Origin of the sequence: Bradyrhizobium sp. IC4060 (assembly GCF_020193715.1) — a bacterium.
In the GTDB taxonomy this organism is placed as follows: domain Bacteria; phylum Pseudomonadota; class Alphaproteobacteria; order Rhizobiales; family Xanthobacteraceae; genus Bradyrhizobium; species Bradyrhizobium yuanmingense.
Map to the genome: position 1 here is coordinate 214560 of NZ_JADYVJ010000010.1, position 26183 is coordinate 240742.

The window sequence follows — 26183 nt, forward strand, 5'->3', positions numbered from 1 at the left end:
TCAGGCGCTCTTTCGTTGCGCGGCAACATGACCGCAGAGGTTGGCACGGGCGATGGCATCGAGACGAGGGCCGTCCTGCTGCACGACCGAAGCCGTGCCGATCCGATGATGCAGGGCATCGAGCGTCTCCCGACGAATGTCGATGGTCGCCGCCATGGTCCATGCGTTCTCGACCAGAGCCGGTAGGCCGAGCGGCGTCACGACGAAGCCGGCTTCGTGGAAGCGCGGCAGCCACCAGGTCTCCATGATCGCGCTGACCTGCGCGATTCCCTGGTCGAGGCAGAACTCCTGCACCGCAGCCATCAGTTGCAGGTTGAGCGCGCCGTCGCGGCGATCGCGCACGACGAAGTAGCGCGACCATTCCCACACTAGCGGATCGGCGGGCCAGCCGCGAACCGCCGCCAGATGCGGAAACACCTCACTCATCATCGAGGGCTTGGTGGTCGGATAGAGCCGATGACCGCCCACGACGCGGCGGCCTTCCAGCGCCAGCAGGTAGACGGTGTCCTCGTCGTCGTAGGAATCGATCTCACGGCCATCCGGCCTGCGCAGCGTCTCCCAGCGCCGCTCCTCGACGAAGATGTCGTGACGCAGCCGGAAATGCTGCTCGATTACGTCTTCATAAAGGTGACGATTTACCGCGGAAACTGCGTGAATCATGAAAACCCCCATTCATCCTCAATGGGGGGAGATTCTGCGAAAAGACGCAGCTTCGGTATTGGGAAATTTCCCAGTAAGGCGGCTTAAGGATTGATGATCTTGTTCCGAATCGCCAGCGCGACCGCATGCGTACGGTTGACCGCGCCGAGCTTGCGCGCAGCAGTTGCAAGATGCTCTTCGGCGGTGCGCTGGGTGATGTGCAGGATCTCGCCGATTTCCCAGGCCGACTTCCCCTGCGAAGCCCAGGCGATCACCTCGCGTTCGCGCGGCGTGAGGCGCGTCGACGGATGCGGCATCGGCTCGAGCAGACGGCGAATGTGGTCGAAGCCATACATCGCCATCAGATGCAGCGCCGGCTTGCTGCGGGCATTGAGGTCGAGATGGACACCGCCGAGCGAGACCGCCGCCTCGTAGCCGGTGAGGCCGTGGATCGGCACGATGAAGCCGCGCGACATGCGGAACTCGCTGGCACGGTTCATCACCTCGGCCGCATTCGGCTCGAGTTCCGCATCATAGGGCGCTTCCGACCACTCGAACGGATTGACCGACTGCCGGCACAACCGCACCACGGGATCGAAACGATCGTAGTTTTTCTCGGTGTAGAGGCTGAACCATCCCGCAGGCCAGCGTTTGGCGAGCACCATCTGCGCAAACTGCTGATCGGGATTGGGCAACCCCGTCACGATGATGGTTTCGAAGCCGAAGCGACCGAACGCCGCTTCGAGCGCGTTCATGGCCTCTGGTACCTTGCGGTAGGTCTGCAGGCCTTCGATGAAGTCGAGCGCCTCCCGGCCATAGTCTACGGCGGACATCGTACGTTTCCTGACCCTCGCGCTTCCGTATAGCACGTATTCACAGACCGCCTCAATTCGCTGTGGCCGTAGTTTCCCGGTGCTCATGCGCTCTGAGGATTTAACTACTTGTGGCAGAATTGACGCCACGATACACCTGAGAACATCCGAAGCGGGAAGCCAACGATGGAAGACGAGGACATCGCCCTCAACAGCGTGCTCGGCCTGGAATTGAACCGCGTGTTTTTTGCCGTCCGCGAAACGGCGAACAAGCAGAAGATCATCGAGTTTGCGCGCGAGGTGCTGCAGAGCGAGCGCGCGGAGCTGGCCGAGAGCGTGTCGCCGGAAGGGCCGGCGAGCTAGAACGCCGTTGCAAAGACGACGCCGGAGCAACAGATCGCGTCACGAGGACGCCTCTCCATCTGACCGCGCGGGTTTTAGTCGAAACACTCTGACCGCGAATTTTGGCTTCCCTTCTCCCCTTGTGGGAGAAGGTGGCGCGAAGCGCCGGATGAGGGTCTCTCTCCGCGAATCCAACTCCCATTTGAAGTCGCGGAGAGAGACCCCTCACCCGTCTCGCCGCTCTGCGGCGATCCACCCTCTCCCACAAGGGGAGAGGGAAAGCGCCAGCCTCCGACCACATCGGCGCACACTTGCCGCTGGATGACAGCGCATCTCTCGTGAGATGATCGCCGCGATCTCTTGTCGATGCCAGGGACGGTTCAAGGCCATGATGACGCTGCGCCAGGTCGAAGTGATCCGTGCCGTGATGGTGACGGGCACCATCGGCGGTGCGGCGAAGCTGCTCAACGTCTCGGCGCCGGGGATCAGCCGCCTCGTCAAATACACCGAGCGCTCGCTTGGCATCCGCTTCTTCCAGCGCCAGAACGGGCGCTACTTCCCGACGCCGGAAGCGGAGAACATCTTCGAGCAGATCAACGGCGTCTACAAGAAGGTCGACGACCTCTCCGAGATCATCTCCAAGATCGGCCGCGGCGGCCTGTCGGAGCTGCGCATCGGCTCGGTGCCGAGCATCTCGCAGGTGATGGTGCCGCGTGCGATCGAGCGCGTCCGCCGCCGCTATCCCGATCTCGGCATCGACATCAACATCCTCAAGCTCGAGGAAGCCATCGACTACCTGATGCTCGGCCGCGGCGAATGCGTGGCGATGAGCTATCGGCTCGAGCATTCCGGGCTCGACTTCATGCCGCTCGCTTCGGGCGAGCTCTATTGCATCGTGCCGCCCGGCCACGAGCTCTCCGGCCGCAAGCAGGTCTCCGCCGCCGAGATCACGCGCTATCCGCTGATCGGCATCGATCCCAACGACCCCTACGGCCGGATCATGGCCGGGATCTTCGCGCGCCACCGGCTCGACTACAACATCACGATCCGCGCGCGCTTCGGCACCACCGTCTGCGCGCTGGTGAAGGCGGGACTCGGCATCGCCATCATCGACCAGTTCACCGTCGCCCATGGCGGCTATCCCGGGATCGAGCTTCTGAAGATCGCCGAGCCGACGCGGTTCGACACCTACATCGCAGTCAAGCGCGGCACGCCGCTGTCGCTGCATGCCGAGTATTTCATCGAGGCCCTGCGCACCGAGATGCGCGCGGTCGAGCCGTCCCGCGGCAGTGGCAAGACCGCCCCTGCCCGCGGGCGGAGGAAATAACATGATGTTAGGTTTCCCAGATAAAAGGGTAATTGTGTTAGGCGGGGGAAAGGCTATCGTCGCAGCTGGAATTGCACGGATTTCCCCGCTAATGGCCGGGGCCGGACGCTCCCTTGAGACGATAGCGAACCATGTCGAAACGCGGATACGCCGCCAGTAAGAAGCTCCTCACCGGCCTGATCGGCGCCCCGATCGCGCATTCCGCCTCGCCCGCCATGCATGAGCGCGCCGCCGAAGCGCTCGGCCTGCGCGGCCATTACCAGCTTATCGAGGTCGCCGGCGCCGATGCGGCCGGGCTGCGCTTGATGCTCGAGGGCGTCCGGCGGCTCGGCTTTGCCGGCGTCAACGTCACCTACCCCTACAAGGAAGCGGTGGTGCCGCTGCTCGACGCGCTGGCGCCGGGCGCAGCCAGCATGGGCGCGGTCAACACCGTCGTCGTCAGGGATGGCCGGCTGACCGGCCACAACACCGACACCACGGGTTTCGCGCGGGCGGTGACGCCATTGCTGGCGCCCTCCGGCAACGCCATCGCCCTGATCGGCGCCGGCGGCGTCGGCAAGGCCATCGCGTTTGCGCTGGCGAGCCTGAACGTGGCCGACATCCGCATTTTCGACAGCGAGCCGGCGCGCGCCGAGAAACTGGCCGCCATGCTCGCCCCGCGCGGCGCCCGCGTTGCCGCCAGCGTCGAGGATGCGCTCGAGGGTGCGACCGGTCTCGTCAACGGCACGCCGGTCGGCATGCTGCCGAACCGTGACACGCCGGTGCCGGCGGGACTGCTCAGAGCGGACCTATGGGTCGCCGACGCCGTCTACTCGCCGCTGATCACGCCGCTGCTGGCCGCAGCGCGAGAGAAAGGCGCGAAGATCATGACCGGCCGCGACCTCGCGATCTACCAGGCCGCCGACGCCTTCGAATTGTTCACAGGCCTTGCCCCATCCACCGAGATCATGGGAGAGGCTTTCGACGCCGTGATGGCAGCGCGCAGCGCCGCCTATCAGGCAGCTTGAGGCGAAGCGGCCGGATACAAGGCCGCTTGCAAGATTTGAAACGGGAGGAGAGGACGATGAAATCAACGCTAGTGGTGGGCGCATTGCTCACCGTCATGACCGCAACGGGCGCCTTTGCCCAGGCGATCAAGCTCGCCAACGTCGCGGAGCTCTCGGGCGGCGGTGCCACCGTCGGCACGAACTGGAAGAACGGCATCGACCTCGCGATCGAGGAGATCAACGCCAAGGGCGGCGTGCTCGGCCGCAAGCTCGAGGTCAGCCACGCCGACTCGCAGTCCAACCCCGGGGTGGCGCGCGCCCAGGTGCAGAAGGCGCTCGACGCCGAGCCCTATGTGCTGCTCGGGCCCGGCTATTCCGGCTCGGTGAAGGTGACCGCGCCGCTCGCGGCCGAAGCCGGCATCGCGCAGATCATGGGCGGCGAGGCCGCCGAGCTGACGCAGACCGGTAACAAGTTCCTGTTCCGCACCTCCTTCGGCCAGCAATCCTCAATGCCGAAGGTCGCAAAGTACATCCACGACGAGATGAAGGCGAAGACCGTTGCGGTGGTCTGGGTCAACAACGATTTCGGCCGCGGTGGCCGCGACGTCATCGTCAAGGAGCTCGACCGGCTCGGCTCGAAGGTTGTTGCCGATCTGTCGACCGAAGCGGGCCAGGCCGACTTCGCCGCCGACGTCGGCAAGATCAAGGCCGCCAATCCCGACGCCGTGTTCGTCTATCTGAACGAGGAAGAGAGCGCGCGCATCCTCAAAGAGCTGAAGCGCCAGGGCGTCACCGCGCCGCTGATGGGCGAGACCACGCTGATCGGCCAGAAGGTGATCGAGCTGGCCGGCGATGCCGCCAACGGCGCGCGCGGCCATGTCGGCCTCACCACCGACGCGCCGGTCGACCTGGTCAAGGCGTTCCGCGAGAAGTTCTCCAAGAAGTACAATTACGTTCCTGACCATAACGGCCTGAAGGGCTACCTCGCCGTCTACATGGTGAAGGCCACCACGGAAAAGATGGGCAAGGTCGACCCGAAGAAGTTCGCCGACACGCTGCACGGCCTCACCATCAAGGCCGCGGACGAGCCGGGCATTTTGATGGACGTCACCTTCAGCGACACCGGCGACATCGACCGCCAGAGCTTCCTGGTCGAGGTGGTCGAAGGCAAGCAGGTGGTGAAGCAGGTGCTGCCCAAGGTGAAGTGAGATCTCCGCCTCTCCCGCTTGCGGGGAGAGGCCGGAATTTGCAGCGCAAATTCCGGGTGAGGGGGAGCTTCCGCGAGTCCGATTATCACCGAATTCGCGGAGGTTCCCCCTCACCCAACCCTCTCCCCGCAAGCGGGGAGAGGGAGAGGAGAGAGGGGAACATGTCCAACTTATTCGATCTACTGGTCGCGGGGCTCGCCACCGGCGCCATCTACGCGCTGGTCGCGGTCGGCTTCACGCTGCTGTGGCAGACCTCGCAGACTATCAATTTCGCGCAAGGCGAGTTCGTGATGCTGCCGGCGTTCCTGATGCTGGCCGCGATGCATGTGGGCGCGCCGTTCTGGCTCGCGATCATCCTCGGCATCCTGCTCTCGCTGATCCTGCTCGGGCTCGCCTTCAAGATGCTGCTGGTGGACCCGATGATGCGTCACGGTGTGCTACCGCTGGCGATCGCGACCATGGCGCTCGCGATCGGCGTCAAGGAATCGGTCAAGCAGTTCTACAGCGCGGAGGCTTCGCCCTTCCCCTCGATCGTGCCGACCGGCGACATCTCCATCCTCGGCCATGCGGTGTCGCTGCAGAGCATCGGCGTGCTCACTGTTGCCATCCTCGCCGTTCTCGGCCTGACCACGCTGCTGAGCCGTACCTCGCTCGGCCACCAGATGCAGGCGGCGGCGCAGAACCCGACGGTGGCCCGCATCATCGGCGTCCCGGTCGAGCGCATGATCCTGCTGACCTTTCTGATCAACGCCTTTCTGGTCGCGCTGGCCTCGCTGCTGATCACGCCGATCTACCTCGCAAAATTTTCGTCCGGCGAGGTGCTGGGCCAGGCCGCCTTCATCGCCGCGATCGTCGGCGGCTTCAACCAGGTGCGCGGCGCGATCGCCGGCGGCCTGTTGATCGGCGTGCTCGACAATCTCGCGGCGGCCTATGTCTCGACGCAGTATCGCGCCGCCGTGCCGATGATGTTCCTGATCGCCGTCATCCTGTTCCGGCCGCAGGGCTTGCTCGGCCGTGCCGAGGAGCGCACCGTATGAGCGGCATCGCCAAACCCCTGAAGATCGCGCTCGGCCTTGCCATCATCGCCGCGCTGATCATCGTCCCCATGAACTTCAACCGCTACGGCCTGTTCATCCTGAGCCAATGGGCGGTGATGAGCATCGCCGCCATGGGGCTCAATCTCACGCTCGGCTATGCCGGCCAGGTCTCGCTGGCGCAAGGCGCCTTCGTCGGCATCGGCGCCTATGCGGCCGCGATCATGACCACGCATGGCTGGCCGCTGCCGGCGGCGATCCTGGTGGCGATCGTCTTGAGCTTTGCGATCGGCTGGGTGCTCGGCTATCCCGCACTGCGCGTGCAGCATCATTACCTCGCCTTCGTCACCCTCGCCTTTTCCACCCTCGCCTTCCTGGTGTTCCGCAACGAGAGCTGGCTGACCGGCGGCATCTACGGCATCTCCAACATTCCGCGTCCGCACATCTTCGGCATCGCGACCAACAAGCCGCTGCCGTTCTACTATGTCTGCCTCGGCTCGCTCGCGATCGTCTCGCTTGCGGTGTGGTGGCTGATCCGTTCGCCCTGGGGCCGTGCCTTCATGGCGCTGCGCGAGAATCCGTTGCGCGCGCAATCCCTCGGCGTCGATACCCGCCGCTACACGCTGATGGCGTTCGCGATCGGCTCGGCACTCGGCGGCGTCGCCGGAGCGCTCTATGCGCCGCTGACGCAATATATCGATCCCGTGCCGTTCAACCTGTCGCTCTCGCTCGACCTCCTGCTGATGGTGATCGTCGGCGGCGCCGGCTTCTATTTCGGTCCGTTCCTGGGAGCGATGATCGCGGTGCTGCTGCCGGAATGGCTGCGCTTCACGGAAGGCTACTACCTGATGCTCTACGCCGTCGCCGTGATGCTGCTGCTGATCTGGTCGCCGACCGGCATTCTCGGAATCCTCGACCGATATCTCGCCGAGCGCCGCACCAAGGCGGCGTCCGCGCTGCGCGCCGTCGCAAAGTCGCGCCTGGAGACGGCGCAATGAGCGCGGTCCTCGAAGTCACCGACATCAAGAAGAGCTTTGGCGGCATCCACGCCGTCAACGGGGTCTCGTTCGACGTGCGCGAGGGCGAGATCCTCGGCCTGATCGGGCCGAACGGCTGCGGCAAGTCCACGCTGTTCAACTGCATCCTCGGCCAGCTCACGCCGACCGGCGGCGAAGTCAAGCTCGACGGACAGGTCGTCACGGGCCTGCGTCCCTCCGAGCTCAACAAGCTCGGGGTCAGCCGCACCTTCCAGCTGTTGCAGGTGTTCCCAAAGCTCTCGGTGCGCGAGAACCTGATCCTCGCCGGACAGGAGCACCAGGGCAACATGGCCTCGCGCCTGGTCGGCCGCTCCGATGCCGGGCTGACGGAGGCCGCGAACCAGATGATCGGATTCTTCAAGCTCGACCATCTCGCCGACGAGCCGGCTGGGGGTCTCTCTTATGGTCAGCAAAAACTGCTCGATGCCGCCATGGCCTTCATGGGCGGCTCGCGCCTGGTGCTGCTCGACGAGCCAGCCGGCGGCGTCAACCCGTCGATGCTGGCGGACCTCAAGGAGCGCCTGGTCGCGATCAACCGCGAGAAGAACGCCACCTTCGTCGTGATCGAGCACAACATGGAGTTCGTGATGTCGCTGTGCTCGCGCGTGATGGTGATGGCGGAAGGCAAGGTGCTGGCGATGGGCCGGCCCGACGAGGTCCGCAAGAACCCCGCCGTGATCGAAGCCTATCTCGGACATTAGGGGCGCGTAATGAGCGATCCCATTCTCTCGGTCCACAATCTCGTCGGCGGCTACGGCAAGATGACGATCTTGAACGGCACGACGTTTGCCGTGCCGTCAGCCACGATCACGACGATCATCGGCCCGAACGGCGCCGGCAAATCGACGGTATTCAAGGCCATCTTCGGCCTGCTCAAGCTGCGCGAAGGCAAGATCAGCTTCGCCGGCCGCGACGTCACCAATTTGAGCCAGCGCGCGCTGCTCAACGCCGGCATCTGCTACGTGCCGCAGGGCCGCAACATCTTTCCCGAGCTGTCGGTGCGCCACAATATCGAGCTCGGCGGCGTCGCCGCCGACAAGGGCCTCGACCTGCCCAAGCGGATCGAGGCGGCGCTCGACCTGTTTCCGGCATTGCGGCGCAAGTCCGCGCAGCAGGCCTCGACGCTATCAGGCGGCGAGCAGAAGCAGCTCGAGATCGCCCGCTCGCTGCTGCTCGAGCCGAAGCTGGTGCTGGTCGACGAGCCCTCGATCGGTCTGTCGCCGCTGATGGTGCAGCAGACCTTCGACATCCTCAAGAGCTTGCGCGATCGCGGCGTCACCATCCTGATGATCGAGCAGAACGCGCGCTCGGCGCTGGAGATCTCCGACATCGGCATCGTGCTGGAGCTTGGCCAGACCCGCATGGTCGATGACGCCAGGCGCATTCTGAACGATCCGCGCATCGGGCAGCTCTTCCTCGGCGGCGCCATGGAGGAGAGTGCAGCATGAGCGCGAGAATGCGGATCGCCGTGGCCGGCGCCGGCCTGATCGGCCGTCGCCATATCGAGTTGATCGAGTCCTCCCAGGATTGCGTGCTCGCCGGCATCGCAGACCCCTCGCCCGCCGCGAAGGAATATGCGCGGGCGCATGGCGTGCCCTGCTATGCGGACCATCGCGCGCTGCTGGCCGAAGAGAAGCCCGACGGCCTCATCATTGCGTCGCCCAACACGTTGCACTTGCCGATGGCGCTCGACTGCGCCGAAGCCGGCGTGCCGGCTTTGATCGAGAAGCCGGTGACCGAGACGGTTGCCACCGCGCAACGCCTGTGCGCGGCGGTGAGACGCACCGGCGTGCCGATGCTGGTCGGCCACCACCGGCGGCACAATCCCGTCATCAAGTCGGCCCGCGAGGCCGTGACGAACGGAAAGCTCGGCCAGCTCACGGCCGTGGTCGGGCTGTGGCTCCTCAAGAAGCCCGACGATTATTTCGAGGTCGCCTGGCGGCGTGAGGCAGGCGGCGGGCCACTGCTGATCAATCTCATCCACGACATCGACAATCTCCGCTTCATCTGCGGCGAGATCGTCGAGGTGCAGGCGCTGACCTCGAACAAGGTGCGCGGCTTCGCGGTCGAGGACACCGCCGCGCTGCTGCTGCGCTTCGCCAACGGCGCGCTGGGCACGGTAACCGTGTCGGATGCGACGCCGGCGCCGTGGAGCTGGGAGCTCTCCTCAGGCGAGAACCCGGCCTATCCCAGGCAGGACCAGCCCTGCTACATCTTCGCAGGGACGGCGGGTTCGCTCTCCGTGCCGAACATGGAGCTGTGGTCATACACTGAGCAGCCCGGCTGGTACGCGCCGCTGGCGCGCGCGACCATCGCGCCGCCCGCGTTCGATCCGCTGGTCGAGCAGCTCCGGCATTTCTGCGCAATGATTGCCGGCCGTGAACAGCCGCTGATCTCGGTCGAGGACGCGATGGGAACGCTCGCCGTCGTCGAAGCCGTCAGCGCGGCCGCGCGTACCGGGCAAACGATCTCGCCGGGGCAGATCATGGAGCAGGCCGCATGAACAAGCGCTCGATCGCCACCGTCTCCCTCTCAGGCAGCCTCGACGAAAAGCTCCGCGCCATCGCCGCCGCGGGCTTCGATGCGGTCGAAATCTTCGAGAACGACCTGCTGTCGTTCGGCGCCGGCCCACGCGATATCGCGAAGATGTGCACGGACCTCAATCTCGAGATCTGTGCGTTCCAGCCGTTCCGCGATTTCGAAGGCATGCCGGAGCCGCAGCGCGCGCGCAACTTCGCCCGCGCGGAGCGGAAGTTCGATCTGATGCAGGAGCTCGGCACCGATCTGTTGCTGATCTGCTCCAACGTCTCACCCGCCGCGCTCGGCGGCATCGACCGCGCGGCTGACGATTTTCGCGAGCTTGGCGATCGCGCCGCGAAACGTCGTTTGCGCGTCGGCTATGAGGCGCTGGCCTGGGGCCGTCACGTCAACGATTATCGCGACGCCTGGGAGATCGTGCGCCGCGCCGATCATCCCGCGATTGGCGTCATCCTCGACAGCTTTCATGCGCTGGCACCTGGCTTTCCGACCCGCGCCATGGCCTCGATCCCCGGCGACAAGATCTTTCTGGTGCAGCTCTCCGACGCGCCAAGGCTCGAGCTCGACATCCTGTCATTGAGCCGGCACTTCCGCTCCTTCCCCGGCCAGGGCGACCTGCCGGTCGGCGCGTTCATGGCGGCGATCGCAGCGACCGGCTATGCCGGACCGCTGTCGCTGGAAATCTTCAACGACCAGTTCCGCGCCGGCTCGGCCGCACAGACCGCGGTCGACGGCCTGCGCTCGCTGATCCTGCTGGAGGACCAGCTCGCACCGGACTGGCCGAATTTCGCCGGCAAGGCGCTGGCCCCGAAGGCGAAGAGCCGCGGCACCGGCTTCATCGAATTTGCCGTGAACGAGAGCAAGGCCGGCGAGCTTGGCCGCCTGTTCTCACAGCTCGGCTTCCGCAAGAGCGGCCAGCACCGCAGCAAGGCGGTGGAGCGCTGGTCGCTGGGCAAGGTCGAGCTCGTCATCAATTGCGAGACCGACGGCTTTGCGCATTCGCACTATGTCACCCACGGGCCCGGCGTCTGCGCCATCGCGCTCGACGTCGACGACGCCGACCGCGCCATGCAGCGTGCCGAGACGCTGAAAGCGCGCACCTTCTACCAGCCGGTCGGACCGGGTGAACTCGAGATTCCCGCGATCCATGGCGTCGGCGGCAGCCTGCTCTATTTTCTCGACCAAGCCGGCAAGAACTGGGACACCGATTTCGAGCCTGTCGCAAGCGACGCCAGCGCCGATGCGCTGGTCGCCGTCGACCACATCGCGCAGTCGATGCCCTATGACGAGATGCTGACCTGGCTGCTGTTCTACACCGGCATTCTCGATCTGAAACGCCTGCCGCAGATGGAGATCGCCGACCCCAGAGGCCTCGTGCAGAGCCAGGCGGTCATCAACGCCGACCAGAGCCTGCGCTTCGTGCTCAATGGCTCCTCCGCCAACCGCACCCTGCCGGCACGCTTCATCTCGGAGTTCTTCGGCTCGGGCGTGCAGCATGTCGCCTTCGCGTGTCAGGATATTTTTGCGACCGTCGCCGCGATGCGCCAGCGCGGCGCGGGCTTCCTGGACATCCCCGACAATTACTACGACGACATCGAAGCCAAATACGATCTTTCGCCCGAACTGATGGCGCAGCTGCGCGCCAACCACATCCTCTACGACCGCGAGGGCGACGGCGAGTTCTTCCAGGTCTACACCCACATCTTCGACGAGCGCTTCTTCTTCGAGATCGTCGAACGCAGGAATTATCAGGGTTTTGGCGCCGCCAACGCCGGCATCAGGCTCGCAGCGCAAGCGCGCGAGGTGCGCCCGGCAAGCATGCCGAGGGTGTAGGCAATTCTGCTTCCCCTCTCCCCTTGCGGGAGAGGGTGGCTCGCCGCAAAGCGGCGAGACGGGTGAGGGGTCTCTCTCCTCACGGCCAATCTTGCAAGGGGAGAGAACCCCTCATCCGGCGCTTCGCGCCACCTTCTCCCACAAGGGGAGAAGGGGCTACGTCGCTTGTGGCTCACTTCATCTTGCACTTCTCGTGGAAGCGATCCTGATCGTTCTCGACGATGGTGGCGACGGTCTTCAAGGCGAGCTGGCCTTCGGAATCCTTGACCACGTCCTGCAGATAAAAGTTCTGGATCGGGATGTGGTTGTTGCCGAACTTGAACGCGCCGCGCACCGACTTGAAGTTGGCCTTCTCCATCTCGGCCTTCATCTCGTCCTTCTTGGAGGTGTCTCCCTTCACGGCGACGACGGCGCTGTTGATCAGGTTCGCGGCGTCATAGGACTGCGCGCCGTAGAAGGTCGGGCGCAGGCCGGGGTACTTCTTGCGGTAGTCGGCGACGAAGCGCTTGTTCTGCTCGTTGGGGAGGTCGTTGACCCATTGCTGCGCGCCGGGCACCCCGAGCGCGTTCTCCTTCTGGAGCGGCAGCGAGAGCTCGTCGATGGTGAAGGCGGTGTAGAGCGGCATCGTGCTCTTCAGCCCGGCCTGTGCATATTGGTTCAGGAATTGCACGCCAGCAGCACCCGGGTAGAACACGAAGATCGACTCGGCGCCGGAGGCACGCGCCTTGGAGAGCTCGGCGGAGAAGTCGAGCTGGCTCGGCCACACCGTATATTCCTCACCCACGACCTGACCCTTGAAGGTGCTCTTGACGCCGGCCAGCATGTCCTTGCCGGCGGCATAGTTCGGGCCGATCAGGAACACCGACTTGACACCCTTCTGGTTCATATAGGTGCCGACCGCCTGCGGGGTCTGGTCGTTCTGCCAGGAGGTCGAGAACACGTAAGGCGAGCACAGCTCGCCCGCGAGCTGCGACGGCCCGGCATTGGCCGAGATCAGGAAGGTCTTCGAATCGACCGCGGTCTTGAGCGAGGCGAGCAGCACGTTCGACCAGATATAGCCGACGATGAAATCGACCTTGTCCGACTGCACCAGCTTCTCGGTCTTCTGCTTGCCGACGTCGGGCTTCTGCCCGTCGTCCTCGTAGAGCACCTCGACCGGCTTGCCGGCCATCTTGCGGCCGAGATGATCGAGCGCGAGCTCGAAGGAATTGCGCATGTCGTTGCCGATCACGGCGGTCGGGCCGCTGAAGGTCGAGACGAAACCGATCTTGATGGTGTCTCCGGCGAATGCCTGATTTGCCAGCACCAGCGCCGCTGCGCCCGCCAGCCAGAATGCCGTCCTCATAACACTCCCTCCTTAATTATCGGTCCTGGAAGCGGGGTGATCGCCGCTCCAGGCCTGTCTCTATTGAACGCAAAATCTGTCGCGCCGCCAATGGCTCAGCGCCCGCCCTGCACCATATTTCGCCCCGATTGGAGATGGCAAGAATTATAATTCTACTCACTTCGGCCGAGGCCGACCCAGGGCCGGTCCGGGAGGCTGTGGCGCTTTTTCGCGCCGGATCGATACATCAGGCCTATGCGACGATTGATGACCTCTATTGGACCGCGGCGCCCAATCCGCACTTAAATGAAGGCGAGCAGCAGCGAGATTCGAGGATTAAATCATGGCCGCAAATCCCCATCGCGTCGTCATCGTCGGCGCCGGCTTCGGCGGGCTGGAGGCGACTTACCGGCTTGCGGGCGCTCCCGTCGAGATCACGCTGATCGACCGCCGCAATCATCATCTGTTCCAGCCCCTGCTTTACCAGGTCGCGACCGCCTCGCTCGCAACCAGCGAGATCGCCTGGCCGATCCGTCATCTCATGCGCGACCGGCGCGAGGTGACGACGCTGTTCGCCACCGTGAGCGGCGTCGATGCCGAACGACGCTGCGTGCTGATCGACGACGGCAGCGAGGTGCCCTACGACACGCTGGTGCTGGCCACGGGCGCGCGGCACGCCTATTTCGGCCACGATGAATGGGAGCAGTTCGCGCCCGGCCTGAAGACGCTGGAGGATGCGACCACCTTGCGCCGGCACATCCTGGTGGCGTTCGAGCGCGCCGAGCGCGAGATCGATCCAAAGCGGCGCGCGGCACGGCTGACCTTCGTGATCGTCGGCGCCGGTCCGACCGGCGTCGAGCTCGCCGGCACCATCGCCGAGATGGCGCATCACACCCTGCCCGCCGATTTCCGCAACATCGACACGCACAAGGCCCGCGTCGTGCTGATCGAGGCCGGCCAGCGCGTGCTCGCCGGCTTTCCCGACGAGCTATCAGCCTATGCGCAGGCCTCGCTGGAAAAGATCGGCGTCGAGGTCGTGCTCGGGCAGGCCGTCACCGAGATCAATCGCGAGGGCGTCGTGTTCGGCGGCAAACTGCTCGAGGCCAAGACACGGATCTGGGCCGCCGGCGTGCGCGCCTCGCCCGCTGCCGAATGGCTCGGCGCAGCGCACGATCGCGCCGGGCGCGTGCTGGTCGAGGCCGACCTCACCATATCAGGCCATCCCGAGATCTTCGCGATCGGGGATACCGTCAGCATCAACGCCTGGGACGGCAAGCCGGTGCCCGGCATCGCGCCGGCCGCCAAGCAGCAGGGCCGTCACGTCGCGGAGACCATCAAAGCGCGCCTGCGCGGCGCTGCAGCGGGTCCGTTCCGCTATAAGCATTCTGGTAACCTCGCGCAGATCGGCAAGCGGCTCGCAATCATCGATTTCGGCAAGATCAAGCTGCGCGGCACCATCGCGTGGTGGATCTGGGGCATCGCCCACATCTACTTCCTGATCGGCCTGCGCCACCGCCTCAGCGTCGCGCTGAGCTGGCTGTGGATCTACGCGCGAGACCAGCGCGCAGCGCGGTTGATCACGCAGGGGTCGAGCAAGGTGGTGTAGTCTTACTTCCTTCTCCCCTTGTGGGAGAAGGTGGCATAGGCGGCCTTCGGCCGCCGTTCTTAAGAACGCCGAAGCAGAGCTTCGGCTACGGCGCCGGATGAGGGGTTCTCTCAACTCTCGCGATTGTTCGTGAGGAGAGAGACCCCTCACCCGGCTTCGCTTCGCGAAGCCACCCTCTCCCACAAGGGGAGAGGGTGCAATCGCGCCGCGCTCGCGGCCGCTACTTCACCAGCTCGCACCCGCCTTCCGCGAGCGGGCGGAACGCCTGGTCTGCGGGAATCGTCGCGACCAGCTTGTAATAGTCGTACGGATATTTCGACTCCTCCGGCTTCTTCACCTCGAACAGGTACATCGGATGCACGACGCGACCGTCCTGACGGATCGCGGTGTCGCCGAACAGCTTGTCCTTGCCCTTGAACTTCTTCATCTCGGGCACGACCTGCTTGGCATTGTCGCTGCCGGTGGCGGCGACGGCGTTGAGATAAGCGAGCGTGGAAGCATAGACTCCGGCCTGATTGCCGCTCGGCATCTTGCCGTTCATGCCGGGCCGTGCAGCAAAACGCTTGGCGAACGCGCGGGTATCATCGTTCATGTCCCAGTAGAAGGCTTCCATGAGCTGGAGGCCCTGCGCGACTTTGATGCCCATGCCGTGAACGTCGTTGATGAAGAGCAGGAAGGCGACGAGCTTCTGCCCACTCTGCTGGATGCCGAATTCGGCGGCCTGTTTCACCGCGTTGATGGTGTCGCCGCCTGCATTGGCGAGCCCGATGACCTGCGCCTTCGAGCTTTGCGCCTGCAGCAGGAAGGACGCGAAATCGGAGGTGCCGAGCGGATGCTTCGACGAGCCGATCACCTTGCCGCCGTGACCCTCGATGTATTTCTGCGCCTCCGCCTCGATGCCCTTGCCGAGCGCGTAATCGACCGTGAGGAAATACCAATCCTTGCCGCCGCGCGACACCATGGCGGCTGCGGTGGTGTTGCCGGTCGCCCAGGCGTCGTTGACCCATTGGATCGTGTTGGGCGAGCAGGCCTTGCCGGTGAGGTCCGAGCTTGCGGTCGAGGACGCCAGGAAGGTCATGCGGCTGTCGCGCAGAAGCGCGTTGATGGAAAGACCGACGGCCGAGTTCGGCACGTCGACGATGGCGTCGACGCCCTCGACATCGAGCCATTTGCGCGCGATGGCGTTGCCGACATCGGCCTTGTTCTGGTGATCGGCATAGACGATCTCGACCTTGATGCCCTTGCCGCCGCCGTTGAAATCCTCCGCCGCCATCCGCGCGGCCTCGACCGAGCCCATGCCATTGGTGTCCTGGAAGATGCCGGAGATGTCGTTGAGCACGCCGATGCGCACGACGTTGTCCGATATTTCGGCGTTGGCCGCGCCGGTCACCAAGCTCGCAGCCAGCGCGAGCGTCCACTTCAGATGTTTCATCATTCCCTCCCTGTTTGATATTTTGCGAAGATCCGACGGCTTGGCAGATCAGACCTGCCGCTCTGGCAACTTCAGGACGAGCCCATCGAGATCGGGCGTGATCGTGATCTGACAGGACAGTCGGCTCGTCCGTTGCCGCTCAGCGGCGGTGCCGTCGAGCAGCGCATCCTCGTCGTCGGCCATCGCAGGCAGGCGCGCGAGCCAGCTCTCGTCGACGTAGACATGGCAGGTCGCGCACATCGCGTTGCCGCCGCATTCGGCCAGAATGCCGTCGAGGCCGTGACGGGTCGCGGCCTGCATGGCGCTCTCGCCGCCCGCGGTCTCGACGCGATCGGACTTGCCGTCGGGATGGATGAAGGTAATGGCAGGCATCAAGCTCCTCGTCAGGCCGGGGTGATCGTCACAGGCAGGCTGTCGAGCCCGCGCAGCGTGTTGTTGAAACGGCGCTTCGGCTCGCCCGTGATCTCGAGCTTTGCGATGCGCCGGGCCAGCGCGGTCAGCATCACTTCGCCTTCCAAGCGGGCGACGAGCTGGCCGACGCACATGTGGATGCCGGAGCCGAAGCCGACATGGCCGGAGGTGCGGCGGGTGATGTCGTACCTGTCAGGGGCATCCCAGCGCCGCGGATCGCGGTTGGCGGCGGCAAGGAACATCAGCACCTTCTCGCCCTCGCCGATTCGCGCACCGGAGATCTCGACCTCACGGGTGGTGGTGCGGAAGAAGGTCTGCACGGGGCTCTCGAAGCGCACGGCCTCCTCGAAAGCACCGCGTGCGAGCGTGAGGTCGTCGCGCAGCCGCTGCCATTGATCAGGAAAGCGCGCGAGGCAATACACCGCAGCGCCGATGCCGTTGACTGTCGTGTCGAGTCCGGCCGACAGCAGCGAGCGCACCAGCAGCGGCGCTTCGGTGGCCGTGATAGCACCCTCGTCGACCTGCGCGTGGATGCAGGCCCCGAAGCCGCTGGGTGCCAGATTCTCGCGCTGGCACTGCTCGGCAACGTATGCCTGATGCGGCGCCGATCGTTCGATCGCCTCCTGGCGCAGCCGGTTGGGCGGGCCGAACGCGTTGAATACCACGCTCGCGTAGGGAATCAGATGCTCACGCCCCTCCGGTTTCAGGCCCAGCGCATCCGGAAAGATCGAGAGCGGGTAGGCCTCGGCGAGATCCGCGATCGCATCGAAGCTGCGCATCTGCAGCAGGGCATCGACACGCGCCTCGGCCGCCTCGGCAAAGCGGTCACGGACCTGCTTCATCACGGTCGGCGACAACACTTTTGACAGGACGGCGCGGGTGCGGGTGTGCGCCGGCGGATCGGCCTCGAGGATCAGGCTCGGCGGTCGCCACGGCGCCTCCTTCTTGAAGTCGGAAAGGCCGACGCCGCGGCTGGAGCAGAAGGTTGCGGGATCGTTCAGCACAGCGTGGACCTCGGCATAGCGCGCCACGCCATAGACGTTCCACTTGTCGAGATAGACCACGGGGCCGGCTTCCCGCAGCAGCTCATGCGCCGGATAGGGGTCGGCAAAAAAGCTCATGTCGAAGGGGTCGACGTCGACATGCGGGACACCCGATCCCGCGCAGCCGGATGCGGTCATGGAAGACCTCCCTCATTTTGATCTTGTGAAAGGACGACGCATGCCCTTAGGTCTTTGGGCCCGCCGCGAGTCAGAAACCCGATATGCCGCCGTCCTCGACCAAAGCCCGCCACAAGCCCGCGCCCCATGATGCAGGGCCGACGCTCGATCTCGACCGTTACGTCCCGGCGTTCATCACCTTCATCGCCAACAAGCTCTCGAACAGCGCGACCGCGTTCTATCAGCGCGAGTTCGGTGTCAACGTCACCGAATGGCGGATCATGTCGCTGTTGGCGATCGAACCCGGCATCCCGGCATCGCGCATCTGCCACGTCATCGGCTTCGACAAGGGGCCGGTGAGCCGGACGCTTGCCGGCCTCGAAAAGCGCGGGCTGGTGTCGATCCGCACCGACCCGAACGACGGCCGCACCCACTCGATCTCGTTGACGGCAAGGGGCCGCGCCACCCATGACAAGGTGATCGTCGCTGCGTTCGAACGCGAGCGACGGCTGTTGTCCTGCCTCAGCAAGGACGAACGCGAGGTGCTGATCGATCTCTTGCGCCGGCTGCACGAAAATCTCGGCGCAGTCACCGGCAGCGTCGACACCTGACGGGTCGCGCGCGGCGCGCAAGCTCCCGTCACTCCCGATCATGCGCCGGCATTTGCCGACGGCACCCCTTCTGCCGCGCATTGCTTCCTCCAGAAAAGAACGCGGCGGTTCGCCCGCCGTCATCTCTGTCTGGAACGGTTCGCACAGATTAGTTGCTTAGGCAACAAAAGAATCGGCAGGATGTTGCGACAGGGTTGTTGGCGTATCCCACTCGTCATTCCGGGGCGCGCGTAGCGCGAACCCGGAATCCATCGTGCACCACCCCTACGGTGAAATGGATTCCGGGCTCGCGCCAAGAGGCGCGCCCCGGAATGACAGCGGAATGTGGCGTCGCTAACTCGGCCTTTACAATCCGATCCACTCACCCGACGCATCATCGTTCAGCCGCGCTACCGCATCGGCGCGGCGCGTCAGCACGGCGCGCTGGTTGATGTAGCCCTTGTCGGTGATCTCGCCGCCGTCGACCGACGGTGGCTCGGCGAGCAGCAGCGCGCGGGTGGCGTGACCGGAGGAGTTGGCGCTCTGCTGTTTCAGCTTCGCCAAACCCTGCGCGATGGCGCTGCGGACCTTGTCGTGCGCCAGCACGTCGCTGGCCGCCGCCGTTTCGGGCAGACCGGCATGGGCGCGGCAAGCCGCAATATTCGGGAACACCAGGAAACGCACCTCGTCACCGCCGTGACCGGCGACGACGATGTCCTGAGCCAGCGGCGCCAGCGCGGCGATGCCGGCAACGCGCAAGCCGCCGACGCTGACCCAGGTGCCGGAATTGAGCTTGAAGTCTTCGGCAACGCGACCGTCGAAGAACAGGCCGCGCTCGGGGCGCGCGCTATCGGCAAGCTTCACCGCATCTCCGATCAAGTAAAAGCCCTCCTCGTCGAACGCTTGCCTGGTCAGCTCGGGTGCCTTCCAATAGCCGGGCGTGACGTTGGGGCCACGCACCCGCACCTCCAGCTTGTCGCCGGAGGTGACGAGCTTCAGCTCGGTGCCGGGAATGGGCACGCCGATGTTGCCGGAGCGCTCGGCGAGAAAATGACAGTCGGTGGCGAGCGGTGAGGTTTCCGTCGAGCCCCAGGCCGAGACCATCGGCAGCTTGCGGCCGACCGTCTCGAGTGAGAGCTCTTCGAGAGCATCCCACAGATTCTGCGGCAGCGCGGCCCCGGCATAGAAGGCGAATTTCACCTCGCCGAAGAAGCGGCGGCGCAATTCCTCGTCGCTGCGCAGTGCCGCGATCAGCATGTCGAAGCCGCGCGGCACGTTGAAATAGACCGTCGGCATCACGCTTCTGAGGTTGGCGAGCGAGGTCGCGAACAGGCCGGGCGCGGGCTTGCCGCCGTCGATGTAGAGCGCGCCGCCGTTGCGCAGCACGAGGTTGAAATTGTGGTTGGCGCCGAAGGTGTGGCTCCAGGGCAGCCAATCGAGAATGACGAGATCGCGGCTCCGTTCGAGGAAGGTCCAGGTCTGCGCCTTGGCCTGCTGGCTCGACGTCAGCATGCGCTGGGTGTTGATGACGGCTTTCGGCGTGCCCGTCGAGCCCGAGGTGAACAGGAATTTCGCGATCGTATCAGGCGTGAGTGCCGCAAAGGCTCTTGCGACGTCGGCCGTCTCGGGGGTGGCCGCAACGGCGCGGAACGCGAGCACCTCAGTGTCATCGGCATTGCCGCTGATGATCTGCGCGCTGTGCAGCGGCTCGATGGCAGCCAGCGCCGGTGCGAACGGCTGAAGCGCAGAGACGTAGATCGCGCCAGGATCGAGCAGCGCGATCATGCTCTTGAGCTTATCGAAATCCTTGGACATCAGCGAATAGGCCGGCGAGATCGCCGCCGAGGGCACGCCGACATGCTGGGCGGCGAGCGCGAGCAGCGCATGATCGATGCTGTTGTCCGAGAGGATCGCGACGGGGCGGTCCGCGCTGAGCCCTTGTGCCAGGACCCAGGACGCGGCGGCGCGCACCTTGCGAAGCGCCTGCGCATAGGTGACGGTGGTCCAGGGCATTTCGACATTGCCGCGCTCGGCCAGGAAGATCGCATCCGGCCTTTGCTGCGCCCATTGCTCCAGCCAATCGCCGGTGCAGCGCGCAGTCTCGCCGAGAGGCTCGGGCGAGCGCAGAACGATGCTGCCGTCGGGCCGATGCTCCGCGACGGTCCTTGGGACTGCGAACAGGCCTGCAACGTCACCATGTGAGGCGGCTGTCATGTGTTTCCTCCTCCATCCCGGTTTACAGGATCGGCGCAGCCTCGTTCCGGGCCGCTTTGGTCATAATGTTGGGCGTGGCAATTGTTGTCGTCAACAACAATCTTTCGCTCTTGGCCCAAGGGCGCTAGGGTTGCGCGACAGGAGACACGACGTGACAGCCACAGCATCCCGGGCCCACGGCCGCCACGCCCCACGCAAGCGCGCCGGCAACGGCGCGGCACCAGGCGATGGCGCCGACGGCGTCGGCCTCGACGCGCTGGTCGGCCACGCCGGCTATGCAGTGCGGCGCTTCCAGATCTGGATCTTTCAGGACTTCATCAAGACGCTCGGCGAGGTCGACATCAGGCCGACGCAATATTCGGTGCTGACCGTGATCGGCGCCAATCCGGGCCTGTCGCAGATGGCGGTGGCAAAACGCCTCGGCATCGAGCGCGCCCGGCTGGTGCACCTGCTCGACGGCCTCGAACAGCGCAAGCTGGTGAAGCGGATCAAGTCGAAGCAGGACCGGCGCTCGCATGCGCTGCACCTCACTACGCAGGGCGAGACGGCGCTGACGAAATTCAAGCGGCTCGCGGCCGCGCACGAGCGGCACGTCGAGGCGAAGATCGGCAAGGAGAACCGGGCACAGCTGCTCCGGATCCTCTCCGGCTTCACCTGATCCCGACTGCCTATGATTTGGGCAGATAGGTCACTGAGGCGACCGGCCGGGCGCCGGCCGAAATGTCCCCCAAGCCACTGATCGCACGATAGGATCCGGCACGATCATCCTGCCCGGATTCTGTACACAATGGCACATCGCTTGCTTCACTCCGGGCGAAGACGAATTGCCGGAGTTTTGCCGCCATGGGGGCCGAGCAGCCTGAAACGATCGCCGCGATTGTGGCCGCGCACCGCGCGGGCCGGCCTTCGCCGGCAGAGACGGTCGCGCGGACCTATCAGCGCATCCGCGATTACGACGATCCTGCCGTGTTCATCAGCCTGCGCGACGAGAAGGACGCGATCGCGGAAGCGGAGAAGCTCGCGGCCCGGGCGGATGCTGCCAGCCTGCCGCTTTACGGCGTGCCGGTCGCGGTGAAGGACAATATCGACGCGCTCGGCTTTCCGACTACAGCGGCCTGCCCGGCTTTCTCCTACACGCCCACGCACGACTCGACCGCCGTCGAGCGCCTGCGCGCAGCGGGGGCGATCATCATCGGCAAGACCAATCTCGACCAGTTCGCGACCGGCCTCGTCGGCGTCCGCTCGCCCTACGGCATTCCCCGGAATTCGATCCGCGAGGATCTGATTCCCGGCGGCTCGAGCTCGGGCTCGGCCACCGCGGTCGGCGCCGGGCTCGTGCCGTTGTCGCTCGGCACGGATACCGCCGGCTCGGGCCGCGTGCCGGCGATGCTCAATAACATCGTCGGGTTGAAGCCGAGCCTCGGCATGATCTCGACCGCAGGCCTGGTGCCGGCCTGCCGCACGCTCGACTGCATCTCGGTGTTCGCACTGACCGTGGACGATGCCGCACTCGCGCTGTCGGTGATGGCCGGCCCCGACCAGGCCGATCCATTCTCGCGCGACCGGCCGTTCGGCGCGATCACGCCGATGCCGGCAAACCTGCGCTTGGGTGTGCCGCGCAACGGCCAGCTGATCTTCTTCGGCGACAAGAAAGCGGAAGCCGCCTACAACGATGCGCTGAAGCGATGGACCGCGCTCGGGGCAAAGCTGGTCGAGTTCGACCTCGAGCCGTTCTACGAGACGGCGCGGCTGCTCTATGAGGGCCCCTGGGTCGCCGAGCGTTACCTCGTGATCAAGAACCTGCTGGCGTCCGCGCCAGACACGATCCACCCCGTCACGCGGGAGATCACCGCGGCCGGCGCGCGGCTGACCGCGGCGGAAACCTTCTCGGCGCTCTATCGCCTGCAGGGCCTGCGCAAGATCGCCGAGCGCACGTTCGCCAACATCGACGCGCTGGTGCTGCCGACGGCGCCGACGGCCTATACGACCGCGCAGGTGCTGGCCAATCCGATCGAGCTCAACAGCCGGCTCGGCACCTACACCAATTTCGTCAACCTGCTCGACCTCTGCGGTCTCGCTGTGCCGGCTGCGATGCGCAGCGACGGAATTCCGTTCGGCATCACGCTGCTGGCGCCCGCAGGGCGCGACGCGCTGCTCGCGAGCATCGGCCGGGTGTTCCATGCCGATACCAAACTGACGGTTGGCGCGAAAGGTGTGGCACAGGCCCCGCTCGCGCCACTGCCCGCAAGCAACGGCGATGCAATCCCGATTGCGGTGGTCGGCGCGCATCTCACTGGCATGGCGCTGAACGGCGAGCTGACGGCGCTGAACGGAAAGCTGATCGAGGCGACGAAGACCGCGCCCGACTACAAGCTCTATGCGCTCAAGACGACGCCGCCGAAGCCGGGCATGCTGCGCGTTGAGGCCAGCAAAGGCGCTGCCATCGAGCTGGAGATCTGGGCGTTGTCGTCGTCCGCCTTCGGCAAGTTCGTCAACGCGATCCCCGCGCCGATGGCGATCGGCACAATCAGGCTCGCCGACGGACGCAGCGTGAAGGGATTCCTCGTCGAGCCGGAAGTGCTGGGCGATGCGCGGGACATCACGGCGTATGGCGGCTGGCGGAAGTTTATGGCTGAAGCTACGACGGCGTAGGCAGCGACCGCGGCCTTACACCGGCTTGCGCCAGGCGGCTTCGTTCTTCTTCTCGTAATCGTCGAACGCCTTGACGAGGCCGGACAGCACCTCTGCGGACGTTTCGAACATCGCGGTGAGCTGGGGCTCGTCGACCTTGCGGATGTCTTCGCGCAGATGCGTCACCGTCTCCTGTAGACGCTGCTTCATCTTCTGGGTGTGGTGGCGCGGATCTTTCTCGGAGGAGGCCATGGTGTTTTCTCCTTATCGGATCGATGGGAGGAAACGATCGGTACAAAGCCGGGTTCCTGAGAACCGACGCCTCTCCTTCACCTCGTGGTGAACACGCAACTCACACCGACACCGCGTAGATCTCATACTCCCCGCGCACCAGCTCGATGTGCGCACGCATGGCGGCGGCGGCACCCTGCTTGTCGCCGCGCATGATGGCGACGACGACGCGGTCGTGCTCGGCCTGCGACTTGGCGAGGCGGCCGAGGTTGCGGAACTGGGCGCGGCGGAACGGCTGCACGCGGACGCGAGTCGCGAGCGTGATCTCGGCGATGTAACCGTTCTGCGAGCCGGCATAGATCGCATTGTGGAAGCGCTCGTTGACCTCGTGGAAACGCTCGGGATTGCCGGTGTAGCTCAGCACCCGCAGCTCCTCGTGGACGGCCTCCAGGCCGTGACGCTCGGCCGCCGACATGCGTTCGGCGGCAAGACCCGCGCACAAGGCCTCGAGCTCCGCCATCGCCTCGAACATGCCTTTCAGCCGCTCGACGGATGGCCGCGCCACCACGGCGCCGCGATGCGGCCGCGCCTCGACGAGGCCGCTCGCCACCAATTGGCGCAGTGCCTCGCGTACCGGCGTGCGCGAGACGTTGAAGCGCCGCGCGATGTCGGTCTCGTCCAGCGGCGAGCCCGGTGCCAGCGTTCCCCGCACGATCTCGTCGGCAAGCTGCAGCCGCAGCTCCTCGGCGCGCGTGACCTTCAGCAGCGACGGCGATGCACGGTCGACGCGCGGCACCACCGGCTCGGCCGGCAATGCGCCCTGCGGAAGATCATCAAGCGTCATACGGTCTCTTTCGGCTCGTCGATGATGCTGACATGAGCGGCGACGACGCGCCAGCCCTCCGGGAAACGTATCCACGTCTGCATCTGCCGGCCGACCTTGCCGGGAGCCGTATCGCGATAGAACAAGGTGGACGCCACGGCCGTGTCGCGGCCATAGCTGGTGATCACGGTTTTGGCGGTGCGGCGGTTCAGCCCGGCCGGCGAGCGCGCGGCACGGAAGCCGCTGATCGCCTCGTAGCCATAGAGGTTCTCGCCGATGCCGTAGCGCAAGGTGCGCGGATCGTTGCGGAAGAGCTCGCCGAGCACGGCGACGTCGTTGCTGACGAGGGCTTGCTCATAGCGCTCGAACGCGGCTTTGACTTCCGCGATCACCTCGGGGAGATCGATCTGCATCTTAGAACCCTCTCGGCGCGGGCGCAGCGACGACGCCCACCTTCTCCAATGCGTGCGCGACGCGCAGCGCGATGTCCTCGCGCCAGGGCGCACAAATGATCTGCACGCCGATCGGCAGCGGCTCGAGCGGCACGGGGACCGCGACCACCGGCAGGCCGATGAAGGAGATCGGCTGGGTGTGGATTCCGATATTGGCGCGCACCGGCAAATCGACGCCGTCGAGATTGAAATTGACCTGGCCGAGCTTCGGCGCGGTGCAGGGCGTCACCGGCGCCAGCAGCACGTCGACCGACCGAAAGATCTCGGCAAGCTGCGCGCGATACCAGCGGCGGAATTTCTGGGCGCGGTCGACCAGCGGGGCCGGCACCATGGCGCCCGCGATCAGCCGGTCGCGCACCGCCGGGTCGAAATCGCCAGGGCGCTTGCGCAGGCGATCGAGATGGAGCGAAGCGCCTTCAGTGGTGGTGATGACATAGGCGGCGGCACGGGCGCGCGATGCTTCGGGAACATCCACCACTTGCGTTGCGCCCAGCGCCTTGGCGACGCGGCTGACGGCTTCGACCGCTTCCGGAAACACGTTCTTCTGGAAGTGGCCGCCGGCGATCGCAACGCGCAGGCCGGAGATGGACTCATCGAGCAGCGGCGTGACGGGCTCTAACCCGCGCGTAGTGCAGGCGCCGTCGTCGGCATCCGGACCCTGCATCGCGTCATAGGCGAGCGCGAGATCGGCGACGGAGCGCGCGAACGGGCCGAGATGATCGAGGCTCGCCACGAACGGGAAGGAGCGCGCACGTGACAGCCGGCCATAGGTCGGCTTCAGGCCGAAGATGCCGCAGAAGGACGACGGCACGCGGATCGAGCCGTTGGTGTCGGAGCCGAGCGCGAACGGCACCAGCGCGCCGCCGACGGCGCTGCCCGAGCCGCCGGAGGAGCCGCCGCTCATCCGCGTGGTGTCGTGCGGATTGCGCGAGGGACCGTCGTGGATGTTCTCGCCCGTGAAATCGTAGGCGTATTCGCCCATGTTGAGCGCACCGACGAGAACGGCTCCGGCCGCCTCCATCCGCTCGATCAAAGTCGCATCGCGCCTGGCGGGCGCGAGGTCCCGGTTGATCTTTGAGCCGGCGCGCGTTGAAAGGCCCGCCACATCGAACAGGTTCTTGACGGCGAAGGGGACGCCGGCGAGCGGACCGACATTCCTGCCCGCGGCGATGTCGGCATCGATCGCGCGCGCTTTCGCGCGGGCGCGTTCGGCGGTGACGTCGGTGAAGGAATTGAGGATGCCGTCATGCCGCTCGATGCGCGCGAGCGCGGCTTCGGTGGCATCGAGCGCGGACATCTTGCGCCCCGCAACCGCACTTGCGATCTCGGAGGCCGTCATCTCTGGCTTGGCGGACATGGCGTCAGGCCGTGAAGATCGGCGCCGGCTCGGTTTCGTCCGGCAGCGCGAATTCGTCGACCAGACGGCCAAGCCGCAACGAGACCTCGAGGTTGGCGCGCACGGCAGGCCGCCAGGCCTCCTCGATCGGCAGCGCCAGCGCCTTCGATACGGCGTCGATATAGTCGTCCAGGGGTTCGGCCATCACGCTCTCAAG

The 26183-nt window shown here is 65.5% G+C and carries 26 protein-coding genes; 14 read left to right on the forward strand and 12 right to left on the reverse strand.

Annotation, left to right across the window (positions count from 1 at the left end):
• Together I6F16_RS28030 and I6F16_RS28035 are read right to left on the reverse strand one after the other, a co-directional pair.
• Entirely contained in the window at positions 1 to 660 is a 660-nt protein-coding gene (locus tag I6F16_RS28030; protein ID WP_036020350.1) for an acyl-homoserine-lactone synthase, read from the reverse strand.
• A gap of 83 nt (positions 661 to 743) precedes the next feature.
• Complete coding sequence (locus I6F16_RS28035; protein ID WP_036001794.1) at positions 744 to 1472, reverse strand: LuxR family transcriptional regulator; 729 nt, start codon at positions 1470 to 1472, stop codon at positions 744 to 746.
• Positions 1473 to 1637: 165 nt separating this feature from the next.
• Between I6F16_RS28035 and I6F16_RS28040 the strand changes: the two genes are divergently transcribed.
• The 10 genes from I6F16_RS28040 (at position 1638) to I6F16_RS28085 (ending at position 11756) form a co-directional block, all read left to right on the forward strand.
• Positions 1638 to 1814 (forward strand): hypothetical protein, encoded by a 177-nt coding sequence (locus tag I6F16_RS28040; protein ID WP_036001797.1) that lies wholly within the window; start codon positions 1638 to 1640, stop codon positions 1812 to 1814.
• 367 nt (positions 1815 to 2181) lie between these two features.
• Entirely contained in the window at positions 2182 to 3120 is a 939-nt protein-coding gene (locus I6F16_RS28045) for a LysR family transcriptional regulator (protein ID WP_225113435.1), read from the forward strand.
• Between the two features lie 131 nt (positions 3121 to 3251).
• A complete protein-coding gene (locus I6F16_RS28050) occupies positions 3252 to 4127 on the forward strand; it encodes a shikimate dehydrogenase (RefSeq protein ID WP_225113434.1) in 876 nt (291 codons plus the stop codon).
• Positions 4128 to 4183: 56 nt separating this feature from the next.
• Positions 4184 to 5314, forward strand: a complete 1131-nt coding sequence (locus tag I6F16_RS28055; protein ID WP_225113433.1) for an ABC transporter substrate-binding protein — start codon at positions 4184 to 4186, stop codon at positions 5312 to 5314.
• A 161-nt stretch (positions 5315 to 5475) separates the two neighbouring features.
• The gene (locus tag I6F16_RS28060; RefSeq protein WP_225113432.1) at positions 5476 to 6351 is read left to right on the forward strand and encodes a branched-chain amino acid ABC transporter permease; all 876 of its coding nucleotides are present in this window, start codon (positions 5476 to 5478) and stop codon (positions 6349 to 6351) included.
• The gene (locus I6F16_RS28065; protein ID WP_036020342.1) at positions 6348 to 7346 is read left to right on the forward strand and encodes a branched-chain amino acid ABC transporter permease; all 999 of its coding nucleotides are present in this window, start codon (positions 6348 to 6350) and stop codon (positions 7344 to 7346) included. Before I6F16_RS28060 ends, I6F16_RS28065 begins: the two co-directional genes overlap by 4 nt.
• Positions 7343 to 8086 (forward strand): ABC transporter ATP-binding protein, encoded by a 744-nt coding sequence (locus tag I6F16_RS28070; RefSeq protein ID WP_036001814.1) that lies wholly within the window; start codon positions 7343 to 7345, stop codon positions 8084 to 8086. The genes I6F16_RS28065 and I6F16_RS28070 overlap by 4 nt, the downstream gene beginning before the upstream one ends.
• Before the next feature lie 9 nt (positions 8087 to 8095).
• On the forward strand, positions 8096 to 8833 hold the full coding sequence (locus I6F16_RS28075; protein WP_036020339.1) for an ABC transporter ATP-binding protein: 738 nt from the start codon (positions 8096 to 8098) through the stop codon (positions 8831 to 8833).
• Positions 8830 to 9888 carry a Gfo/Idh/MocA family oxidoreductase gene (locus tag I6F16_RS28080; protein ID WP_225113431.1) on the forward strand — a complete coding sequence of 353 codons (1059 nt, stop codon included), beginning with the start codon at positions 8830 to 8832 and terminating at the stop codon, positions 9886 to 9888. Before I6F16_RS28075 ends, I6F16_RS28080 begins: the two co-directional genes overlap by 4 nt.
• On the forward strand, positions 9885 to 11756 hold the full coding sequence (locus tag I6F16_RS28085; protein ID WP_225113430.1) for a sugar phosphate isomerase/epimerase and 4-hydroxyphenylpyruvate domain-containing protein: 1872 nt from the start codon (positions 9885 to 9887) through the stop codon (positions 11754 to 11756). Before I6F16_RS28080 ends, I6F16_RS28085 begins: the two co-directional genes overlap by 4 nt.
• A gap of 172 nt (positions 11757 to 11928) precedes the next feature.
• On the opposite strand, the gene I6F16_RS28090 is transcribed toward I6F16_RS28085, so the two are convergent.
• Complete coding sequence (locus I6F16_RS28090; protein ID WP_036001824.1) at positions 11929 to 13101, reverse strand: ABC transporter substrate-binding protein; 1173 nt, start codon at positions 13099 to 13101, stop codon at positions 11929 to 11931.
• Positions 13102 to 13423: 322 nt separating this feature from the next.
• Between I6F16_RS28090 and I6F16_RS28095 the strand changes: the two genes are divergently transcribed.
• A complete protein-coding gene (locus I6F16_RS28095; protein WP_036001827.1) occupies positions 13424 to 14686 on the forward strand; it encodes an NAD(P)/FAD-dependent oxidoreductase in 1263 nt (420 codons plus the stop codon).
• Between the two features lie 220 nt (positions 14687 to 14906).
• On the opposite strand, the gene I6F16_RS28100 is transcribed toward I6F16_RS28095, so the two are convergent.
• From I6F16_RS28100 to I6F16_RS28110, 3 genes are read right to left on the reverse strand one after another with little or no spacing between them, the layout of a single operon-like run.
• A complete protein-coding gene (locus I6F16_RS28100) occupies positions 14907 to 16118 on the reverse strand; it encodes an ABC transporter substrate-binding protein (RefSeq protein ID WP_036001888.1) in 1212 nt (403 codons plus the stop codon).
• Between the two features lie 48 nt (positions 16119 to 16166).
• Positions 16167 to 16490: a 2Fe-2S iron-sulfur cluster-binding protein gene (locus tag I6F16_RS28105; RefSeq protein ID WP_225113429.1), complete on the reverse strand. Its 324-nt coding sequence runs from the start codon at positions 16488 to 16490 to the stop codon at positions 16167 to 16169.
• A gap of 11 nt (positions 16491 to 16501) precedes the next feature.
• On the reverse strand, positions 16502 to 17710 hold the full coding sequence (locus I6F16_RS28110) for a cytochrome P450 (protein WP_225113428.1): 1209 nt from the start codon (positions 17708 to 17710) through the stop codon (positions 16502 to 16504).
• A gap of 83 nt (positions 17711 to 17793) precedes the next feature.
• On the opposite strand from I6F16_RS28110, the gene I6F16_RS28115 reads away from it, so the two are divergent.
• On the forward strand, positions 17794 to 18300 hold the full coding sequence (locus I6F16_RS28115) for a MarR family transcriptional regulator (RefSeq protein WP_036001836.1): 507 nt from the start codon (positions 17794 to 17796) through the stop codon (positions 18298 to 18300).
• Between the two features lie 345 nt (positions 18301 to 18645).
• On the opposite strand, the gene I6F16_RS28120 is transcribed toward I6F16_RS28115, so the two are convergent.
• A complete protein-coding gene (locus I6F16_RS28120) occupies positions 18646 to 20493 on the reverse strand; it encodes a feruloyl-CoA synthase (RefSeq protein WP_225113427.1) in 1848 nt (615 codons plus the stop codon).
• Between the two features lie 151 nt (positions 20494 to 20644).
• Between I6F16_RS28120 and I6F16_RS28125 the strand changes: the two genes are divergently transcribed.
• Both I6F16_RS28125 and atzF read left to right on the forward strand, forming a co-directional pair.
• Positions 20645 to 21151, forward strand: coding sequence for a MarR family winged helix-turn-helix transcriptional regulator (locus I6F16_RS28125; protein ID WP_225113426.1), 507 nt, complete (start codon positions 20645 to 20647; stop codon positions 21149 to 21151).
• A gap of 185 nt (positions 21152 to 21336) precedes the next feature.
• On the forward strand, positions 21337 to 23145 hold the full coding sequence (gene atzF, locus I6F16_RS28130; protein WP_225113425.1) for an allophanate hydrolase: 1809 nt from the start codon (positions 21337 to 21339) through the stop codon (positions 23143 to 23145).
• Positions 23146 to 23160: 15 nt separating this feature from the next.
• Here atzF and I6F16_RS28135 read toward each other — a convergent pair whose 3' ends face one another.
• The 5 genes from I6F16_RS28135 to I6F16_RS28155 form a co-directional block, all read right to left on the reverse strand.
• Complete coding sequence (locus tag I6F16_RS28135; protein ID WP_225113424.1) at positions 23161 to 23376, reverse strand: hypothetical protein; 216 nt, start codon at positions 23374 to 23376, stop codon at positions 23161 to 23163.
• 100 nt (positions 23377 to 23476) lie between these two features.
• Positions 23477 to 24199 carry a GntR family transcriptional regulator gene (locus I6F16_RS28140; protein ID WP_025033634.1) on the reverse strand — a complete coding sequence of 241 codons (723 nt, stop codon included), beginning with the start codon at positions 24197 to 24199 and terminating at the stop codon, positions 23477 to 23479.
• Positions 24196 to 24591, reverse strand: a complete 396-nt coding sequence (gene hpxZ / locus I6F16_RS28145) for an oxalurate catabolism protein HpxZ (protein WP_225113423.1) — start codon at positions 24589 to 24591, stop codon at positions 24196 to 24198. Before hpxZ ends, I6F16_RS28140 begins: the two co-directional genes overlap by 4 nt.
• Before the next feature lies 1 nt (position 24592).
• On the reverse strand, positions 24593 to 25987 hold the full coding sequence (locus tag I6F16_RS28150; RefSeq protein WP_225113422.1) for an AtzE family amidohydrolase: 1395 nt from the start codon (positions 25985 to 25987) through the stop codon (positions 24593 to 24595).
• A gap of 4 nt (positions 25988 to 25991) precedes the next feature.
• Positions 25992 to 26171 carry a DUF4089 domain-containing protein gene (locus I6F16_RS28155; RefSeq protein ID WP_036001861.1) on the reverse strand — a complete coding sequence of 60 codons (180 nt, stop codon included), beginning with the start codon at positions 26169 to 26171 and terminating at the stop codon, positions 25992 to 25994.
• Positions 26172 to 26183: the final 12 nt, after the last annotated feature.

Bases quoted from the DNA above. Each gene is read 5' to 3' on its own strand.
- I6F16_RS28135 (WP_225113424.1), bottom strand. From the start codon at position 23,376: ATGGCCTCCTCCGAGAAAGATCCGCGCCACCACACCCAGAAGATGAAG.
- I6F16_RS28050 (WP_225113434.1), top strand. From the start codon at position 3,252: ATGTCGAAACGCGGATACGCCGCCAGTAAGAAGCTCCTCACCGGCCTG.
- I6F16_RS28120 (WP_225113427.1), bottom strand. From the start codon at position 20,493: ATGACAGCCGCCTCACATGGTGACGTTGCAGGCCTGTTCGCAGTCCCA.
- I6F16_RS28150 (WP_225113422.1), bottom strand. From the start codon at position 25,987: ATGTCCGCCAAGCCAGAGATGACGGCCTCCGAGATCGCAAGTGCGGTT.
- I6F16_RS28075 (WP_036020339.1), top strand. From the start codon at position 8,096: ATGAGCGATCCCATTCTCTCGGTCCACAATCTCGTCGGCGGCTACGGC.
- I6F16_RS28035 (WP_036001794.1), bottom strand. From the start codon at position 1,472: ATGTCCGCCGTAGACTATGGCCGGGAGGCGCTCGACTTCATCGAAGGC.
- I6F16_RS28100 (WP_036001888.1), bottom strand. From the start codon at position 16,118: ATGAAACATCTGAAGTGGACGCTCGCGCTGGCTGCGAGCTTGGTGACC.
- I6F16_RS28085 (WP_225113430.1), top strand. From the start codon at position 9,885: ATGAACAAGCGCTCGATCGCCACCGTCTCCCTCTCAGGCAGCCTCGAC.
- I6F16_RS28155 (WP_036001861.1), bottom strand. From the start codon at position 26,171: ATGGCCGAACCCCTGGACGACTATATCGACGCCGTATCGAAGGCGCTG.
- hpxZ (WP_225113423.1), bottom strand. From the start codon at position 24,591: ATGCAGATCGATCTCCCCGAGGTGATCGCGGAAGTCAAAGCCGCGTTC.
- I6F16_RS28040 (WP_036001797.1), top strand. From the start codon at position 1,638: ATGGAAGACGAGGACATCGCCCTCAACAGCGTGCTCGGCCTGGAATTG.
- I6F16_RS28115 (WP_036001836.1), top strand. From the start codon at position 17,794: ATGCCGCCGTCCTCGACCAAAGCCCGCCACAAGCCCGCGCCCCATGAT.
- I6F16_RS28080 (WP_225113431.1), top strand. From the start codon at position 8,830: ATGAGCGCGAGAATGCGGATCGCCGTGGCCGGCGCCGGCCTGATCGGC.
- I6F16_RS28105 (WP_225113429.1), bottom strand. From the start codon at position 16,490: ATGCCTGCCATTACCTTCATCCATCCCGACGGCAAGTCCGATCGCGTC.
- I6F16_RS28070 (WP_036001814.1), top strand. From the start codon at position 7,343: ATGAGCGCGGTCCTCGAAGTCACCGACATCAAGAAGAGCTTTGGCGGC.
- I6F16_RS28065 (WP_036020342.1), top strand. From the start codon at position 6,348: ATGAGCGGCATCGCCAAACCCCTGAAGATCGCGCTCGGCCTTGCCATC.
- I6F16_RS28060 (WP_225113432.1), top strand. From the start codon at position 5,476: ATGTCCAACTTATTCGATCTACTGGTCGCGGGGCTCGCCACCGGCGCC.
- I6F16_RS28030 (WP_036020350.1), bottom strand. From the start codon at position 660: ATGATTCACGCAGTTTCCGCGGTAAATCGTCACCTTTATGAAGACGTA.
- I6F16_RS28110 (WP_225113428.1), bottom strand. From the start codon at position 17,710: ATGACCGCATCCGGCTGCGCGGGATCGGGTGTCCCGCATGTCGACGTC.
- atzF (WP_225113425.1), top strand. From the start codon at position 21,337: ATGGGGGCCGAGCAGCCTGAAACGATCGCCGCGATTGTGGCCGCGCAC.
- I6F16_RS28045 (WP_225113435.1), top strand. From the start codon at position 2,182: ATGATGACGCTGCGCCAGGTCGAAGTGATCCGTGCCGTGATGGTGACG.
- I6F16_RS28055 (WP_225113433.1), top strand. From the start codon at position 4,184: ATGAAATCAACGCTAGTGGTGGGCGCATTGCTCACCGTCATGACCGCA.
- I6F16_RS28095 (WP_036001827.1), top strand. From the start codon at position 13,424: ATGGCCGCAAATCCCCATCGCGTCGTCATCGTCGGCGCCGGCTTCGGC.
- I6F16_RS28140 (WP_025033634.1), bottom strand. From the start codon at position 24,199: ATGACGCTTGATGATCTTCCGCAGGGCGCATTGCCGGCCGAGCCGGTG.
- I6F16_RS28090 (WP_036001824.1), bottom strand. From the start codon at position 13,101: ATGAGGACGGCATTCTGGCTGGCGGGCGCAGCGGCGCTGGTGCTGGCA.